Source organism: Flavobacterium ginsenosidimutans, from assembly GCF_037478105.1.
GTDB classification, from domain to species: Bacteria; Bacteroidota; Bacteroidia; order Flavobacteriales; family Flavobacteriaceae; genus Flavobacterium; species Flavobacterium ginsenosidimutans.
On sequence record NZ_CP147988.1, the window covers coordinates 4088105 to 4106948 of the forward strand.

Annotated in this window: 8 protein-coding genes; 2 read left to right on the forward strand and 6 right to left on the reverse strand. The window is 35.4% G+C overall.

The genetic code is table 11. The features are described from left to right. Positions 1-97: 97 nt before the first annotated feature. The gene (locus V6624_RS17860) at positions 98-7867 is read right to left on the reverse strand and encodes a S8 family serine peptidase (protein WP_338839595.1); all 7770 of its coding nucleotides are present in this window, start codon (positions 7865-7867) and stop codon (positions 98-100) included. 599 nt (positions 7868-8466) lie between these two features. Here V6624_RS17860 and V6624_RS17865 point away from each other — a divergent pair. Together V6624_RS17865 and V6624_RS17870 are read left to right on the forward strand one after the other, a co-directional pair. After that, positions 8467-10032: a tetratricopeptide repeat protein gene (locus tag V6624_RS17865; protein WP_338839596.1), complete on the forward strand. Its 1566-nt coding sequence runs from the start codon at positions 8467-8469 to the stop codon at positions 10030-10032. 154 nt (positions 10033-10186) lie between these two features. Then, on the forward strand, positions 10187-10471 hold the full coding sequence (locus V6624_RS17870; protein WP_338839597.1) for a hypothetical protein: 285 nt from the start codon (positions 10187-10189) through the stop codon (positions 10469-10471). Positions 10472-10596: 125 nt separating this feature from the next. Here V6624_RS17870 and V6624_RS17875 read toward each other — a convergent pair whose 3' ends face one another. From V6624_RS17875 to V6624_RS17895, 5 genes are all read right to left on the reverse strand, one after another. Beyond that, positions 10597-11961, reverse strand: a complete 1365-nt coding sequence (locus tag V6624_RS17875; protein WP_338839598.1) for a S41 family peptidase — start codon at positions 11959-11961, stop codon at positions 10597-10599. Further along, a complete protein-coding gene (locus tag V6624_RS17880) occupies positions 11962-12738 on the reverse strand; it encodes a hypothetical protein (protein WP_338839599.1) in 777 nt (258 codons plus the stop codon). A gap of 52 nt (positions 12739-12790) precedes the next feature. Then, complete coding sequence (locus V6624_RS17885; protein ID WP_338839600.1) at positions 12791-13636, reverse strand: T9SS type A sorting domain-containing protein; 846 nt, start codon at positions 13634-13636, stop codon at positions 12791-12793. Positions 13637-13809: 173 nt separating this feature from the next. Then, positions 13810-15111, reverse strand: coding sequence for a hypothetical protein (locus V6624_RS17890; protein ID WP_338839601.1), 1302 nt, complete (start codon positions 15109-15111; stop codon positions 13810-13812). A gap of 488 nt (positions 15112-15599) precedes the next feature. Further along, positions 15600-18827, reverse strand: a complete 3228-nt coding sequence (locus V6624_RS17895) for a TonB-dependent receptor (protein WP_338839602.1) — start codon at positions 18825-18827, stop codon at positions 15600-15602. Positions 18828-18844: the final 17 nt, after the last annotated feature.

Genomic DNA, 18844 nt, shown 5'->3' on the forward strand with positions numbered 1-18844 from the left:
AATGCGCTTCCGTGATGCAATATCTATTGTCGGACATCAGATTGAATTCTTATGCAACATTAAAATTGCATCACAGCGCATTTCTTCATTTCATTATTTACTCTCCTGATCTTTTGATAAATTTGAAAACTGATGACGTTCCTTCTTTTCCGCTAACATGCAAAAAGTAAGCGCCTGTCGGTAATGTGCTCAAATCTAACTGGCTATACTGTTTCAACTGTACATCATCAATATTAAATTTGCGTACAATTGAACCATTAAGAGCTACAACCTCAACAGTAACATCTCCAACCCAACGGCTTGTCCACTTGATATTAACAGTATTTACAACAGGATTAGGAAATATATTAAGTTCAGCAACTTCTGACTGGTTTACAATAACCGTTACATGCTGTTCTGTACTTGCTCCGTAAATATCTGTAGCTGTTAAAACTAAATCGGTTTGACCATTAGAAATACTTTCAATTGTAAAACCAGTTGCTGATGCTGATAATGATGCAATTGCTGGATCTGCTATCACTGCCTGATAAGTCAATTCATCTCCGTCAGGATCAGTAAAATATTTATCAAAACTAAAGGCTTCCTGTACAGATAATTTATTGAATATAATTGCCTCTCCGCCAAGTGCAACAGGAGCACTATTATTTATTACTTTAACAGTTATCTGCTGTTCTGTACTTAATCCAAAAGCATCTGTCGCTGTTAGGGTTACAATTGTTTCTCCTACAGTATGCGTTTCAATTACAAACTGACCCAATTCCTGACCAACTGTTACAGTTACAATTTTATCATTTGCTGTCGTTGCTTTAAAAGTCATTTCATCGCCGTCTGGATCTGTAAAATAATCCTTGAATACTTTCACATCAAAATAATTCAGTTTAGAATAAATTAATTCTTCTGAGTTAGTTGCTATAGGTGCACGATTAGTTTTCAATACCTTAACTTCGAATACTGCTTCTGTAGATGCACCAAGCTCATCTGTTGCAGTGTAATTGATTGTATATGTTCCCGAAGTTTCATAACCCGGAGCAAGTTTTACTGAAAGTTCACCATCAGTCAGTTCAAATGTGGCCCATGAGGGAGCATTAGAAGACTGAACCGTAATTTTATTCGCTTCTTGATCAGTTAGCCCAATTTTCACAGTTACTTCTGAAGCTTCATTAACAACGATAGTTTCTACTGGTAAATTAGAGAAAATCGGAGCTTCATTAATATGTAATTTTACTGGAATCTTTCCGACACTGTTAATAGGATCGTTTGTTCTAATGTTTAAAACCGCATGCTGATCTCCGCGAACTCCATTTGCAGCTATAAAGTCAAGCTGGACATCTTTTTTCTCGCTAGGAGTAATCGTTCCATCTGAAAGTCCATTTATAGAAACCCATGCATTAGAAGTATATTTTTCTTCACCTGCTCTCACCATCCATCCATAACCTGGGTATAAATCAGCTTCTTGTAAATCATACCATTTCTCGCCATCGCTTAATGTATATCTGCCAGGAGTATCTTCAATTCCAGAAATAGAACCTTGTACATACGGTAATTCATAAGGATATGTGATTACTACATAGAAATCTTCATTTGGATAAAGTCCTTTAGGTTCTTTTATAGGCAATGTTACCCAAGCCCCTGTTTTACCGCCTTCGTAAACATAATCAACAGAACCCTGATCTATTATTGTTGCATCTGCAACCGAAGAACCGCCTGCTCTTATCTCGTAAACAATAGTTCCTGATGGTTTATCAAGACCAAACATAAAGGTTTGAAAATGCGATAGCGTGAAACCTTCTTTACCTGCATTAAATCTGGTAGCGGTTGTAAAAGGTTCTCCTCCATCATAACCAAATCTCGTATCTGCAGCCGTCTTGTCTTCGTGAGCCAATACTCTGTTAAAAGTAGGTTCAGCATAAACACTAACGCCACCTTTAGCCACTGGATTTGATTTTAATAATGAATCTGCTTTTGCTGTTTTTGCTTTTTTGGCCATCGATTGTGAACCTGAAACAATACCTTCTGGAGCTTTTCTCAAATAATCAATGCTCAGTTCGTACTTTAAATTTCCACCGCCCTGACCATTCTCAAAAACAGCATATTGCGTATCTGTATCCGTTAAATAATTAACAACACTATTAACTTCAGTAGTTTTTACTGCTAAAGTTGGTGGCAGCACAACCTCAGCTTTAATCGGAATTAAGAATTTTGCTACTGTGGCATTACTTTCAATAACAACATGATCACTAATAGAACCTGCTGCTGTTGGAGTATAAGTAATTCTAAATTTAGAATTTTCTCCTGGCAATATTACTGGGTAATTACCAGCTAAATCATTAATATTTGTCCAGCTCCAATAGCCTCCGCCGAACCAGCCTGTAAAAAAAGCATAAGTTTCAATGGCATATTCTGAAGAACCACTTTCTATCGAAATATTAGAGATTTGAAGTTTCTCTGCACCTGTATTTTGAACTAAAAATTCTCGTGAATAAATTGCATCTGGGTTCACCATTATTTCACCGAAATTTATTTCTTCTAAACTTGATGCAATAATTGGTGCTCCTGTAACAGTCAGATTGATTGGTTTTTCTAACAATTCCTGATTCGGAACATTTGTACGCAATTTTAATTTTCCACTATATTCTCCTGCATAAATATTGCTTGCATCAATATCTATTTGAGCACTTAAAGTCGTTCCTGCAGGAATTGTATGTTTTTTTGCAGGGCTGATCAAAAATGCCAAGCCTTTATCATGATTAACATTTGCATGATTTGAAATGATAACAGAATCTGACTGATCACCATTTTGAAGACCTATAACCGATAAATTTGTTGTAAAATCTGCACTTCCATTAACTTTATACTGAAACTTCATAGTACCATTTTTATAAATGATAACCTGAGCAGAAGTTGGATCTCCTAATCCGCCAAAGAAGTTTACAACGTATTCCCATGAGATAATAACTTTATCATTATCTGCATAATAGAAAACTCCAACATCATCTTTTGGATAAGTCATCGTATCAAAAGCACCAAATACCCAATAAGGAGCAATAACCGTTTTTAATTCATCTGTTGGCATATTTCCAATAAATGGTGCAGGCGCTTCTGGCTGATCAAAAGTTAATAATCCAGATATACCAATATGCATATCTGTATAATCTTTACCATAATAATTAAAAGACCATGGCATGGTTACTTTCTTCCAATATCCGTCAACAGTCGTTGGATCATCACCTACTGATAATTGAGTTCCTGTTTTACGAATATCAATCCATTGATAGTTTGTTCCATCATTAGAAAGCTCATAACTATAAGTGAAATTTGGAATAGCCTCTGCAGCAGCTGTCGGTACAGACATCGTTAGCCAGTTTGTGCCCGTAGCTACCACTTCAAGATCAGCTTTACCTGTGTTTTCAATAAGTAAAGGATATTTAGAGGTTTCTCCGTGTTGTAAAGTCTCTGTAATTAGATCAAAATTTGTAACTTTTATTCCTGGAGGATCTAATACTTTTCCAGCAAGTGTAATCGTATAATTACCTCCTTTATTATCGGTAATATGCAATACATCTGCAAAATCACCTACAACATCAGTAGGTAAAATAACATCATAAACTTTAATAAGTCCAGGTGCTATTGTTGCAGTTGTTTCACCTGTTACTTGAAATTTATTATTGTCTAAAGTAAAACCTGTTAATGTTACAGAAGTAGTTCCCGTATTTTTAATACTGAACTTTTTGGATGCAACAGCTCCCTGAAACACATTTCCAAAATCAATATTTGTTTCAGATACAGCAAGCTCTGCCTTACCTCCGCTTGTGATATTAATTTGTATTAAAGGATTAACCTGCGCATTTATCGGATCTGTAGAAACGATATTCAAATATCTGTTGATCATACCTTCATTCAATGCTGCCGTTTCCATAACGACATCCATTTTTGCAGATTCACCTGGCAATAAAATTCCTCCAGCATTAGTTACAGAGGTAATCATATCTGGACCCGGATAATCAAAACCTAAAGCAAGTCCAGAATAAATGTTTGCTATTTTAGTATAATTATTGATTAAAATACCATCTGTTTGATCATAATCTTCTATAAGAACGTTTAGATATCCAAGGGTTTCATTCAGATAATTAATATTGTCATAGTAAAAACGGATATTCCCATCTGCAAATAAAACCATCTGTGCACTGATCTTTCCTCCAAGCCCATCATCAAAATTAGAATATTGCACTATAACTCTATCTGCTTCCACTTTATAATGAACTGAACCTCCTTTGCTTAATTCAAAGTACGTTCCTAAAATAGAAATAAGGCCTTTTGGAGAATAAGGCGCCCCATCTAAAACCGGATCATTAATCGGATTTATTTCATCATCAAAAGCTGTAAAACCTTTGTAGCTAATGTACAGCGTTTGCATTTTCTTAGCATAGTAAGGAAAATCAAATCCCATTTCAAGAGGATAATATCGGTTTGATTCTGCTTTAAAATAACTTGTAATGTCTGTTCCCGTTCCTGAAATATCATTGTATTCATACGTTAACGGAGACGTCTCTGAAGCATAGCTTGTACGGTATTTATATCCATATTTATGATATCCACCTTCCCATGTATCACTAGTCCCAGACTGATCAAATTTTGGAACAAAATATTTTAATGCAGCCTTACCCTCATTTTTCACAGTAACTGAAGCCGTCACCTGATCTCCCAACGCAACATTATCAATAAGTTGAGTCATTGGATCAACCACTATTTTTGCAGGTTCAGAACTTACTCCAAATAAAATGACACGCAAAGTTTTAGAACTGCTAGAAGATGTAAGCGTTAAAAATCCATTATCGTTTCCTGTAGCGCTTGGTGTATATTTTACTTTAAGTACCGCTTCAGTATCAGCTGCAAGCTGATTTGGATAAGCATCAATAAGTTCAAAATTTTGATTAGAGATATTTAGAGCAATATCATTAAAATTACCCAGTCCTGTATTTTTTACTACAAATTCCAATTCTTTAGAAGTTCCCTGAAAAACACTTGAGAAATCAAGTTTTTCTGGTCCTTGTAGAATTGGCTGCTGACCTGATACATTTACAGTAACCGGAATTTTAAGCTCTCTTTGAACTGCGTCATTAGATTTTAAAATCGCATTAGCATAATAAGTTCCATTTATCAGATTAGAAGCATCGGCAGAAAGAACTGTTTTTTCATTTGCTTTTCCGTTTACTTCGCCACTAGAAGGATCTAAGGACAAATATTCTCCTAAATATTTATTTTGGCTACTTATAATGTTGAACCACGCAAAATCATTGCTTTCAAGAGCTGTGCTCAACGGTCCCCAAGTTTGTCCTACGTCAAAAGAAATAAAACAATTATCAGAGCCTTCAGGTGTATTTTCATAACCAAGCCCTAAAGGGTAAAGATTTCCAGCTGGAATATGCAATACAACCCAAAAAGTTTCTCCCTGCTGAAAAAACAATTGTTCCTCTAAGTTAATCGACACATAACCTTCAGACGCATCAAAAGGAGTATATTCTTGTGCGTATATTAAATTTTCTTTATTTAAAGACGTTCCTTTATAAACTTCAATTACAACAGGACCAAATTTTGGATCTACTTTTAAATAGCTTGTAATTTGTGTTAAGTTAAAACCATCTGCTTCACTAACAATGTATTTTGATGCAGCTGAGTTTGGAACATTAGTATCTGTATCTCCAATAAGATCTGTAGGATAATCAGAATAGCCTTTATCTACTTGAGTAAATCCAAACGGCTGGATTGCTGCTTTTTTTGATGTAGCTGCGATTTTAGATTTACTTCTACCCACTTTTCCTGCAGCTGCAACTTTTGTTGTTTTTGCAGAAGGATATTTGATGTTTTTTGCAGAATAAGACAGTACAGTTTCTTTATGACGGGCTAAAAATTCCCATCTCAATACTCCTTCACCATTATTTAAGATCGTCATGTCATGTGATCCCTTAAAAGAAGTGCTAGCATCTACATTTATTACAATGTCTTTACTATTATCATCTACCGTAATTTCTGGGCCTGCATTTGTTGTTCCCTGAACACTATTTGATAATTCAGACAAATTATTCCATCTGTCTCCTGAAATCACAGTAAAATAATAGGTTGTAAGTCCTAAAAGTCCATTAATCGAATGAGTTACCACTGTTCCTGGTTCATCCGTATTTTTGATAATATCGTACTTTGCCGAAGCCAGATTATTTTTTGTCAATGGTGAAGTACTGTAATAGATCCTAAAATCTACCGGTTTTAAATCATCCGTATCCGCTGGGACTGTCCATGATAAGTTGGCAAATTCCTGAGCAATTCCCGTCACTGCCAAATCTGAAATCGCATTTGGCGCAACACCTGCATTATTTTGGATCGCTAAAAATGCATCTATATGTCCTGAACCTAATTTCCCTTTATAATCAGGATTATGAGAATCGATATCTACTACTCCTGTTAAAAGTTTGGTTCTCAAAACTTCTGGTGTCAATTGGCTTTTTCTGTTGGCCAAAGCAAGTGCCGCAATACCAGAAACGTGCGGACAAGCCATTGAAGTTCCCTGATAGAAACCGTATTGATTTTTAGGTAATGTGCTTAAAACTCCGTTTTTTGCCCCAAGCTCAGTTTCTCCTCCCGGAGCTGCAACGTCTACCCAAGTTCCATAATTAGAATAACTCGCTTTTTGCCAGTTTGGCCCAATTGAACTTACAGATAGAGTATTTTCGTAATAACCGGGAAACCATTCTCCGTCAGAATCACTGTTTCCTGCAGCGAAAATTACTATTCCGCCTTTCATCGGACTATTTGGATAATCTCCTGCTTCTGCAATAAAATAATCTATAGCCTCTTTTATCGATTCGTCAAAATTTCCTGGTTCCGTATATCCCCAGCTATTTTGAGAAATTACCGCACCATTGTTTGCCGCATAGATATAACTTTCTTCAAAACTTCCGCCACCCAAAGTCTGAACTGACATAATTTTAGTACCGTCATTATTGCCACTTCCACCGGCAACTCCACAAACACCAATTCCGTTGTTATTTACAGCAGATATTGTTCCCGCTACGTGCGTTCCGTGAGGCTGTCCTTCGATCGCTCCACTATTTTTGTCAAAATTCCACCCATGAATATCATCAACATAACCATTTCCGTCATCATCGACTCCGGCAACTCCGTTAAGTTCGGCTTTATTAGTCCAGATATTCGCCAGAAGATCCGGATGTTGAATATCTACACCCTGATCGTGTATTGAAACTACAATTTCTGGATTCCCTTTTACAACATCCCAAGCCTTAAACAAATTAATATCAGAACCATCTGGATACCCCGTTTGTCCTGTATTGTTATAATGCCATTGCTCTGGCAATTTAGGATCGTTAAAATAAGAATCAGCTGCCGAAGATTTTGCATTGCTAATTTCAACTGTTTTAAAATTGTAATTAGACAGCACTTTTTGTTTCTCTGTTTCTGCTGTTTCAATTTCAGCAATTCCCTTGTATTTTTGTACTGCATCTTTAGCGCTCTGGTTCGCGTCTATGTCTACAACATACCATAAATCAAGTTTATGCTTTTTCAATTTTGCTTCTAATCTCGGATTAGGATTTTCTGGAAAGAGCCTACGCATATTCCGGGCTCCAACCTTACTCGAAACCTGATCAAAAGCCTGAATTCCGGTGGTGAGTTTTTTTCCGGTTGTCAGATTCATTTTCTTTAAAGTCGGTGCCAACTGTCCTGAAAACTTAATTTTAACAGAACCTTGTTTGACGCCATCTTTAAAAGTCGCCTGCTGACCAAAGGAAAAAACTGACCAAAGCGAAAAAATAAAAAACCATAATAATCGATTTCCTTTTTTGTAATAATTTGTCATTAAAAGTTGTTTTTTGGTTAGTTAATGATTTTGTGTAATTAATAAAGCAACCTTTTGATTAAACACTAATCTTAGTATCGAAGAGTTTGCTGTTTTCATTACCCATTAAATGTTTCGAAGCAAGGATATGGAAAAATCAAATAGTGAGACTTCAAACCATAGTTACATCTTATATATAGCGAATAAACAGCTATTACATTTGTATAACAAAAACCATAAAACGCTAAAAACAAGAACTTTACAAATTAAAAATTTTTAAAAAATAGCCATTTTAAATGATTCAAAATAGCAACAACCCACAGAAAGTTTTGGCATCATATTGTATTAGAAAAATGCAGAAAGTTCGAAAAGTTGGCCATAATAAAGCTTTGCAGACTTTACATTTCTATATAACTTCAGCAATAGAAAACTTTGCAACCTTTAAGGTAAAATTCAATCTACCTGCTTTTTGAGCAAATCCCATTTACATAACTAAATCTTCAAAAATTATTCATAGTTTAGCAAACAAATCATTTAATTTGAAACGTTTTAACATTTATGCCGTTTTTTTCATATTTGTCTGTGAAGCACTGTTTTCACAAAATATTGCCAGTTTAAAATTGCAGTATGAAAAAAGCGCTGATGCGGATAAAAAAGTAAATCTCCTTGTTAAAATTGGGCAGAAATTAGAAAAACAGAACTTGAATTCAGCTCTGTTTTATTATAAAAAAGCGCTTTCATTCGAAAAAAAAATCAGTGACACCATTTTAGCCAAAGTGTATTCGAATGTCGGAGATGTAAATTTATTGAAAGGTAATATTGATGTCTGTCTGGAATATCAGTTAAAAGCACTGAAATTATATGAGCGTTATCCGCCCGAGCAAAATATTATAGGAGTTTATAATAGCATAGCTCTCGTTTATTATTATCAGACTGATTTTGATAAAGCTCTTGAAAAATATAATCAACTTAAAGCCCTGCTGAATAAAAATATTGTAAAAGATCCTAAAAAACTTCATTTTATTAAAGGAAAACTGCTCAATAATATTGGCATAATTTACGATAATAAACTTCAGGGAGATCTTGCGCTAGAATATTATGTACAGGCTTCAACTCATAGTAAAATAGCTAAGGATAATGAAAATCTATCTTCTGTATATTCAAATATGGGAATCATTTACCTCAAATCGAAACGTTACGATCTTGCTAAAGCTATTTTTATTGAAGCTCTTAATTTGCGAAAAAAAGAAAATAATATTTTCGGATTATCCAAATCAAATTACCACTTAGGAAGACTTTATAAGGAAAAACAGGAATTCGATAAAGCGCAACAGCACTTACTTGCCAGCCTAAAATATTCTAAGCAAATCAAATCTTCATCTTCCAGAGCATCTGCTTTGGAAGAACTGAGTCTTGTAATGGCCGGAAAAGGAGATTACAAAAGTGCCTACCAATATCACGTTGCCTATAAAGCTCTAAACGACAGCCTTTTTAATAAAGAAAATCAGCAAAAAATTACTCAGGCCGAAATGCAGTATAAATTTGATAAGGAAAAACAGGCAGCAAAAATAGCCCAAAACCACAGAGAGCTAGTTTACGCTATTATTGCGATTGTTCTGATACTGTTAATCATTATCGTGGTTATAATGTACCGACTTCAGGAAACCAAAGCTAAAATCCAGCAATTGGCAAAAGAAAGCGCAGAATCGAGCAATAAACAGCTTTCTTTAAGAGAAGATACCTTAAAAAGGGAATTAGAATTTAAAAATAAAGAGCTTACAACAAATATTATGTATCTCTTAAAAAAGAACGAATTTAATACTGAAATTTCAAACCGATTGATGGAGCTTAAAAAGCAAATGAAAAAAAACGATCAAGACGTTATTCAAAAAATAATTCTGGATATAAAAAATGCTCAAGATGATGATATCTGGAAAGAGTTTGAAGTTAGATTCAGTCAGGTTTATAATGACTTTTACGAACGTTTAAACATTAAATATCCAGATCTGACAATCAATGAAAAGAGAATCTGTGCCTTTTTAAGATTGAACATGACCACTAAAGAAATCTGCGCATTGACACGTCAGTCTTATAACAGCCTTAATGTAGCAAGGGCGAGGTTAAGAAAAAAACTTAATATCCAAAATGAGGAAATCAATCTGGTGACTTTTTTAGAAAACATATAGGCATATTAATGCAACTCAGATAAATAAAAACCTAAGAATTAAACATTTAAGCCTTGTTTCAAATCTAAAGCAAGCGACGGACAGAATTCCGTATTGGCTGCCTTAATGCAAACCAAAATGAAGATTTTTTCGTATATGTGGTTAAACGGCATTTATGAATACAACAGCCTCCCTTTTTGCAAAAATTCTAACAGCACTTTCTGACAGGGATAGTGGCTTGAATTTGGAACATCTTACAGCGCTTGTCTCACCCTTACCAGACAGTTCCGCTGGCTATGACGGCGCGCCCTCCATCAAAAAAAATGGACAGGCTGCGTTGCTCGACGCTTTGATTGCCCTGAATGATGGCGGGTATATTGTCTTAAATCCGCTTACTGACCAGAGCCGCATAACTTTAAAGGGACTTGTTTGGATAGGAACAAAAGCAAGCTTAAATTAATCATTTATCAAAAATTCAGCTAATCATGATTTTATCGAACGGATCAGAAACAGAATAAAGAAAAATTACCACCCAATTTCAATATATGGCAACTGTAAGATTTCTTTTTAGTCATTAATAAGGAATCATTCAGAATTAATCTGAACAAATGGATCAATATCATAGGTTTTATGCAATGTTAGTTTTTTAACTAGCATATTCTTTTGACCTTTAGCACTTATTTCGTTGCTTAAAGCTTTATTTAATAGTGTTTCCTGTATGTCTCCTAATGGGAAAACTTTAATATTCTGAAGTTCATTTATTTCTATGTCAGGATTTATTCCCAATGCATAGTTGCCTTCATTATGGGCATTAAAGAGTTTATAAATTACTGGATATAAAACCCATCCTCTTTCCTCTGAAATACGATCATCTTCTATAGCAAATCCTGCCACGTCCTTTCCTACCGTTTTTTCTCCTATAACCATAACCTTCATATATGGTTTAAGATTGTTGATAATAATTTCAGAAGCTGATGCCGTATGGCCACCAGTTAAAATAAATAATTCCTGAATAGGCGGATGGACAGCCCGTAATGCTTCAAAACTTACCTGAGTTTCAGTCATTACTAAAGCTTCTTTAAATGTTTTGTTGACTACGCCTCCGTTTTTATTGCCTCTAAATGTAATAAACAGATCATCTGATTTGACAATAGGAGCCAGAATACTGCTTAAAGCCGCAGCCGAAGAAACATCTCCTCCTCCATTATAACGCAAATCCAAAATAATTTTGGTTACCGATTGATTTTGAAATTCCTTGAAAACCGAAAGTAGCGAACCCGCCAACCCGACGTCAAAATGGGAGATTTCAATATATCCAACTTTTTGATTTTCGTACAGAATCGCTTTACTGCTGATTGGATTGGAAAATGTGAAGCCTCGTATAATTTCTATTTCTCCATCATCAGAAAATCCGTCAGCCTCACTATATTGCATTAACTGCAATGTCAATTTAGATGAAGATGCTGCAGCTTCATATAAATTTTCAAAATTCTGGCTACTTAAAGAAGTTCCGTTAATAGATTTGATGAACAATCCTCTTTTTAAGCCCGCACGTTCCGCTGGAGAATCCGCAAGCACATATAAAATCACTCCATAGATTTGGCTATCATATTCTGCAAACGAAATATCAAAACCATAACTGTTCCTGATACTCTGAGGTGCTGTTTCCGGTAATGATGGATGAACAGCATACGAAAAGCGATCGCCTTTATAGAGCATTTCTTTAAAGTAATCTTCTGGCTTTAAAGATAAGCTGGTGTTTTCTGGTAAATTTTCATTCCATAAATAATACCTTTTCATCTGTTCTAATATCCAACTGTTTGTATATTCATTGGTTCCTTTTTCATAAACTGCAGGATCATAATCATTGTTACACGAAACGGACAGGACCACAAAAAAAGCTCCTAATAGAATAATTAAAGCTGGCTGATATTTAGGAATGGATGTCATCTAGAATGAGAAATAATCCGTTAGATTAATTAATCCCTCTACATGAGAAAATGCACCTGTTTCTTTTGGCTTCTCTTCAAAAACAATCAGACTTGATTTGTTTTTCTGCATAACAGTGCGAAAAATAACTCTCTGTCCTGCTATATAAGATTCGTTTGTTCCATGTTTTACCAATTCAATATCAATAATTGGCGGCAAACTAAACTGATATTCGGCAAAAGTGCTAAAATTTGTTGTGGTTATATTTTCGCATATGCCCACCTGCTCTCCGGTTACTTTTCTAATTATAGCATCTAAAGCGCCTGTATAACTGGTTTTAGAATATTTATTCATTGTGGGGAAAATAAATTTATATCCCGTACGTCCCGCTGCTGATAAGGTTCCAGGTTTAAAAGATAAAACATCGTCTACCCAGATTTCTTCTTTAGTATAAAATGAAAGTGTATCTATAGGTTTATCCGATGTAAAAAGATAGGAATGTATAACTGCTTTAGTTTTTTTATTGATGATTTCTACTGTTTTTCTGCTGTTTCCATAAAATACAAACTCATGATTTTTCTCAATTTTTTTAAGGAAAGCATCATGTTTGGCATCAACAGCCAGTATCTTGCCGTCAACAGCGATCTGCAGTGAATCCTGAATGGCATTGTAGCCACGTATAACAATCTTACCTGCTTTCTGCTCTTCATAAAGTGGCACCAGATTATCATTGGTGCAAGCGGTAAAAAATACAATTGGAATTAAAAAAAGAAATGCGGCTTTGATTATTTTCTTCATGAAGTCTAAATATTATAAAAATGTTTTTGCGATTGTAAGTTCATAAAGCCTGTTATTCCTTTATAAACTTTATTTTTTGAATAGAATCTTCGTTTTCAATAACCAGAAAATACAATCCTGAAGACAAATCGTTTACTGTAATTCCTGAGGCATTGTATTTAGGTTCTTTTACCAAAACTCCTGAGACGTTATATATTTTTAAATCGAGGTTTTCAGTCTCAACTGTATCTCCTATTTCAAGTCTTAAAAGGTCTTTTACCGGATTTTGTTTTAAGAAAGTGGTTTTCTTTCCATCAGCGTTATCTAAACCTAATGCTGCTGCAGTAATCGAAATTTTATCTATTTCGTAGCCGATAACGAAGTTTGGCGTGGTTACAAAAGCAATATATACTTTTTTCTGTCCTACAAGTTGAGAGATATCTAGGATATAATCTTTAAACTCCGCGTCTGTTACCGATTCTCTTGTAATTTCCAGAGTTCCAATCTGGGTAAAAGAATCAGGGTTGGTATCAGTTATCGAAGCATATATGTATAAATTATCAGGACCGTCGAATATGGCTTTTTGTGCATTTACAATCAGCTCCATAGCTCCTGCATAATATGATAAGTCAATTTCTGGCATTATTGCCCAGTTTTTTTGTTCCACTCCAAGTGGTGCACCTGAAGCGAAATCAATGTTGTAAGTGCCCAGCACTTTGTAACTGCCACCTGTTATGGCACCATTTTCATCAAGCTGTAAATTGTTTCTTGCGATCCAATTCATTCCATCTCCATCAGCATCTGTTAAAATCCAATCAGATACCTCAGCATCTTCAAAATCATCCTCCCAAATTGTAAATTGCGCATTTGCCATTCCAGAAGCAAGTAAAAATAGTAGTGCGAGTAGTTTTTGTTTCATTTTTTGGTATTTAAAAAGAGACTGCCTAAAGAGCGGGCACAGCAGTATATATTTTGCAGTAAGATGAGCAATGATAAAGCAAAACAAATATACCGACTTGTACTGCTCTAAAGAAAAAAACATAAACACACTCTTCAGACAGTCTCATGCTATTATTTAATACGGAGTACTAATTAAAAATTAGTAAACTTAGTCCAAGTATTAGTCCAGTTAGCTTCAGTTTTAAACGCTCCTGTAGCTCCTGTGAAGTTTAAAGCTCCATTATTGAAGAATGGCTGAGTTAAGCTCCAAGCAGTTGCAGGATTAACTGTAGATGTTGTGCTTCCTAATCCTAATGAAGTGCCAACTGGAAGAACAGGGTTTGTAAATCCGTGAACTGATAAAAGGCTCCAAGAAGAGTTAGCTGGTAAAGAAGGGCTTTCCCATCTGATACCTGTAACATATCCAGTAACTGTAACGTTCGTAAGGCTGATTTGTCCCAATCTGCGTACGTGGATAGCATTTTCGTAAAGAGCAGCATCTGTTGAAGAACTTGCACCCACGATAGACATTTGAGAAATAACTGGTCTTGTAATTAATGTAGTAGATGAACCTGTAGCATTGTTATCTAATTCGATACCATTTGAGTCAGGGCTTCCTCCGCTTAAACTGTGAGTAGAATTTTTATCAGCAATAGCGATAGCTTTAGTGATTGTTCCTGTATAACCAAAATCAAAGTCAAAGTTATCATCGTCTGGTGCGAAAGATACTAAGTGAGAAGCATTAACAGTTCCTCCGAAGAATTCGAATGAATCATCTCTACCGTAAGAAACTTGTACGTAATCGATAGATGTTCCACTACCTACACCTCCAGCTGTTAAACCGTTGATTTCAACTCCTGTAGCAGCATCAAGGATACGTCCAGCAAATTCAATACGAACATATTTCAAGATACCAGCGTTATGAGCATTGTTTGAACCACCATAGTAGAAATCAGATACGTTTGGCTGATCTCCTAAACCTTCGATAACGTTAGTTGTAACTCCTGTGTTAGTTTGAGCATCTCCTAAAAGTACAACACCACCGAAATCACCTGGAGCAGCTACAGTAGCCGCGTTTGCATCTAATAAGTTATAGCTTGTAAAGATAACCGGAGAAGCAGCAGTTCCCTGAGCATCAATTTGTCCTGTTTTAGTGATTACTAATACACCTGTAGCTGCTCCACCTGTTAACGGTTTAGCTTTGATGAAAGTACCTGGCTGTATAGTTAATTTAGCCCCAATTACGCGAACAACTCCACTGATTTCCCAAACTCTGTCGTTTGTCCAAGTAGTGTTTGTAGTAATGTTTCCGCTTACAGTCTGAACTGCGGTTGGAACACCTGAATAATCTGCACCAGCAGAGTTTATTGCAAAAGAAGAATCAGCAGCCGCATCATCATTTTGGCAAGAATTAAAGAACATCATTGCAATCGCTAACAAAAAAACTTTTTTCATGGTAATTGAATTTTGATTATATTGCTGCATGTTTTTACATCAGAGGTCATTGAGAGGAGCAGCAAATTATCTTCTCTTTGGCCTTTTCCTTTTTTGGTAAACTTTGTAATAAGTGTTCCGTTTTACCGCCGGAGACCTATCCCTTATATTCTTCTTTCGTTTCAGGGGCATTCACGAAAGGATTATTTCTTTTAAAAACTATTGGCAGGCTTAACAGTGAAATTTTATTCGTGAAATTCAATTTTACCTATATAGTCAGCTCTTGTGACTTGGATTTTATTTGCAGATTTCTGACGTGTCAATTTTTTACTTTCAGACTGCAGTTTTTAAAAGAATTAAAATTTTAAACCGATCTTTATAAGAGCGTGATGAATTGCTTATTTATTTACATTAGATTTCAAATGAGGGAAAAATCACTTAAAATTTCATCCTTAACAGTTTCTTAATTTTCACCATCACTTATGTTAAAAATTAAGTATTCAATGTTATTAAAATGAGTAGCTTAGCGAAAGATTGATGCTTCTGCCTGTCCAAGCCTTAAACATTTTTCTATCGATATAAGGATCATATTTGTCTGAAGCTCCAGCTCCTAATGCTTTTTGATCTCTTGGATTCGCACCAACTTCAAAATCAACATTTTTAGAATAGCTGTTTGCATTGTTATAGGTTTCAATAGCAGTATCAAAAAGGTTTTTGATTCCCAGTTTTAGTTCTAAATTTCTTTCTTCAAAAAACCTATAGCTTACCTGTGCATCAGTTACACCATAAGGCATACGGATTTCTTCGGCTTGATAATCAAAACCTACCAGAATGTACTGGTCACCTATTGCATTATGTCTGATGCTGAAACCTAAACGGTCTCCTATATAATCCATTCCAATATTGTAGTTGTAAGGAGCCTGGCCAAACAGCGGACGGTTTGCTTCATATAATCCTCCCGTTCCATCAATATTGACATAACCTGTTACTTTGGTAGTATTGAAAGCTGCATTTCCAGAAATGAAAATTTTTCTCAATAAATCGCCTTCTCCTAAAAAAGATAAATTCTTATAGATTTCAAATTCAAATCCAAACAGTTCTGCACTATCAGAATTCATGTTATAGATGTATCTCGTTCCTCCATCATTTCCTATCTGAGTAACGCCTTCAATTGGATTCTTTATATTCTTTTTGTAAATGCCAAATGAAATAATCTCACCTTGCGACGGAAACCATTCTGTTTTAAAATCATAATTATCAACCACTGTAGAAACAATTCCGCCTGTATAGTTTAATACCATCGCATTGCGCACTGGATCATAATAGGGCATGTTTAGACGTTCTGAGAATTGTGGTCTCAATACCGATTTATTATATCCAAGCCTAAGATTTAATTTATTGGAAGGGCTTACCGTAAGATTTGCTGAAGGCAGATATTGCCAAACTTTATCATCTTTCTGTACCGTTTCAAAACCGCCTGCATTGTCTGACTGACTTGCAATTTGTGTATATACATAGCTTTCAGCACGAAGTCCCCATACCAATCGAACGTATTGGCTAAATTTATTGTCGAGCATTAAAAAAGGAGAATGAACTTTTACATCTCCTATATACTCATTACCATAAGTGGTAATCCTTTTCCAGCCAAAACCTCCCCAGCGGTAATAAGAGCCATCTAACAGCTCTGAAAGAGGAAAATCAACAATGGCAGTATCTGTTCCTTGTCCAACAACATTTAAAGCTGAAGACTCCTGCTGGTTCTTGGCTTTTTTATAAGTTCCAAAATATCCTGCTTTTACTATATTGGCAAAAGAATCATTAAAGTCAAAAGCATAGCTGAAGTTTATTCCACCATTATAATCGTTTTCACTATTGGTGAAATTTGATCTTTTAAAGCTTTCAGGATCTGAATTGTAAACCAATTGATAAAGCTGCGTATCATCGCCTACTTTTCTGCGAAGGCTCGTTAGGAAAGTAGCATCTTTTGTATCTTTTGAAGTGCTACTGAAAGCTCCAAACCAATTGATTTCAAATTTCCCGAAACGGTGGTTCCCTTCAATTTTATTTTGAATAAAAGTCTGATAAACCGGATAATCTGTTTCTTTGGTAAAAGGAAGAAAAGTACCGTCAACAATTCCTTCAAGGTTTCCTGTATACATATTCCAGCCCGTAATTTGAGTAAGCTGGTTGTCATACATATGCATATAGGTATTTCGGGTAGTAATTTTATGCTTTCCTAACTGGATTCCTGCATTTAACATTCCGCCCAAAGTAGAATTGAAGTTATAAGAAGCTCCCGAATTTTTAAAGCCATATTTTTTGAAAGTAGAATATCCATTTTCTTCTTCCGGAACAAACTCTGAATTTGGCATATAGCTTCCTCTTTCGGTATGATCGATTTTTAACTGATCCTGCGTATTCTTAAAAATAGCCGATCCCACAAAACCAAACTTATTATTATCTTTTAATTTATAAACCTGTCCCAAAGCAAATTGTAGCGAAGTTCCAGGAGTAGCATAGGTTTTAAAAGTGGTGAAATTATCCTGCGTGAACCTTTTAGACTGTTCTATAAACGGACCTGATTCTGCTTCAGTTGTTGGAACATCAATATTTGTCAAACCTGAAGGATAAGTTCTCGTCCCGTCGTCAAAACCTATATAATCATGTTCTCCTTCCTTTTTTGTCAAACGATCTTTAAAAGTGGCTCTGCTGTTGTATGAAGTTCCAATAGAAAAAGCCATAAAATTTTTCTTAGGAATATCTTTTGTTTTTACCTCTACAGATCCTCCCGCAAAATTGGCATACATATCTGGCGTAGCATTTTTACTAACTACAACGCTTTCTACCATAGCAGTCGGGATAATATCAAAATTGAACTGCTGTTGGCTTGGATCTGTGCTTGGGAGGTTTACTCCATCCATAACAGCCTGATTCCAACGTTCTCCCATAGAACGAACTACTACATATTTATCATCAATGGTTGTAACTCCTGTAATACGCTTTAAAGTGCTTCCAACATCTTTATCTGGTGTTCTGGCAATCTGTTCGGCAGAAATACCATCTGAAAGCTGTGCCGCTTTTTTTTGCTGTAGCAGCATTCCTTCAGTTGAAGCTGTCGCTTTTTGAAACGTCTGTGTTACTACAACTTCATCCAGAGATTCCGAATCATCTTTCAAAATAACATTCAGCGCAACGTCAGACTCTGCAACTTTTATATCTGTAATTTTTTGAGTTTGGAAAGAGACATAACTTACTTCTATCGAATAGGTTCCAGCTTCTAAGCTAAATGAATAATTTCCGTCAAAATCAGAAACGGCAGCATTAGCAGTTTCAATAACTCTAACCGAAGCTCCTGGAAGTGCCAAACCATTTTTGTCTACTACCTTTCCTGAAATGCTTCCGAGCTTTTTGGAAGCCGATTTTTTATTTACGGCAATATTGGTATTATTTCTTCTGAAATTTAAGTTCGTAAGTGTTTGAAGTTCTGCCAAAAGATCATCTATGGAAATATTCTCTTTTTTAAGATCAATAAGCGGTTTGCTTAAATCCATATCTTTCTGATAAATGAAACGATACGGCGTTCTGGATTCTAAATTTTCAAAAACCTGCTGTGGAGAAACATTTTTAAAATCAACAGAAACAGCACCCGACTGAGAATAAACATTTGTGATCCCCAAGAAAATGCAAAAAAATAGAATTTGTACGGCAGTAGGAAACTGCCTAAAATAATCATTCATAATAAATAATTTGTTTT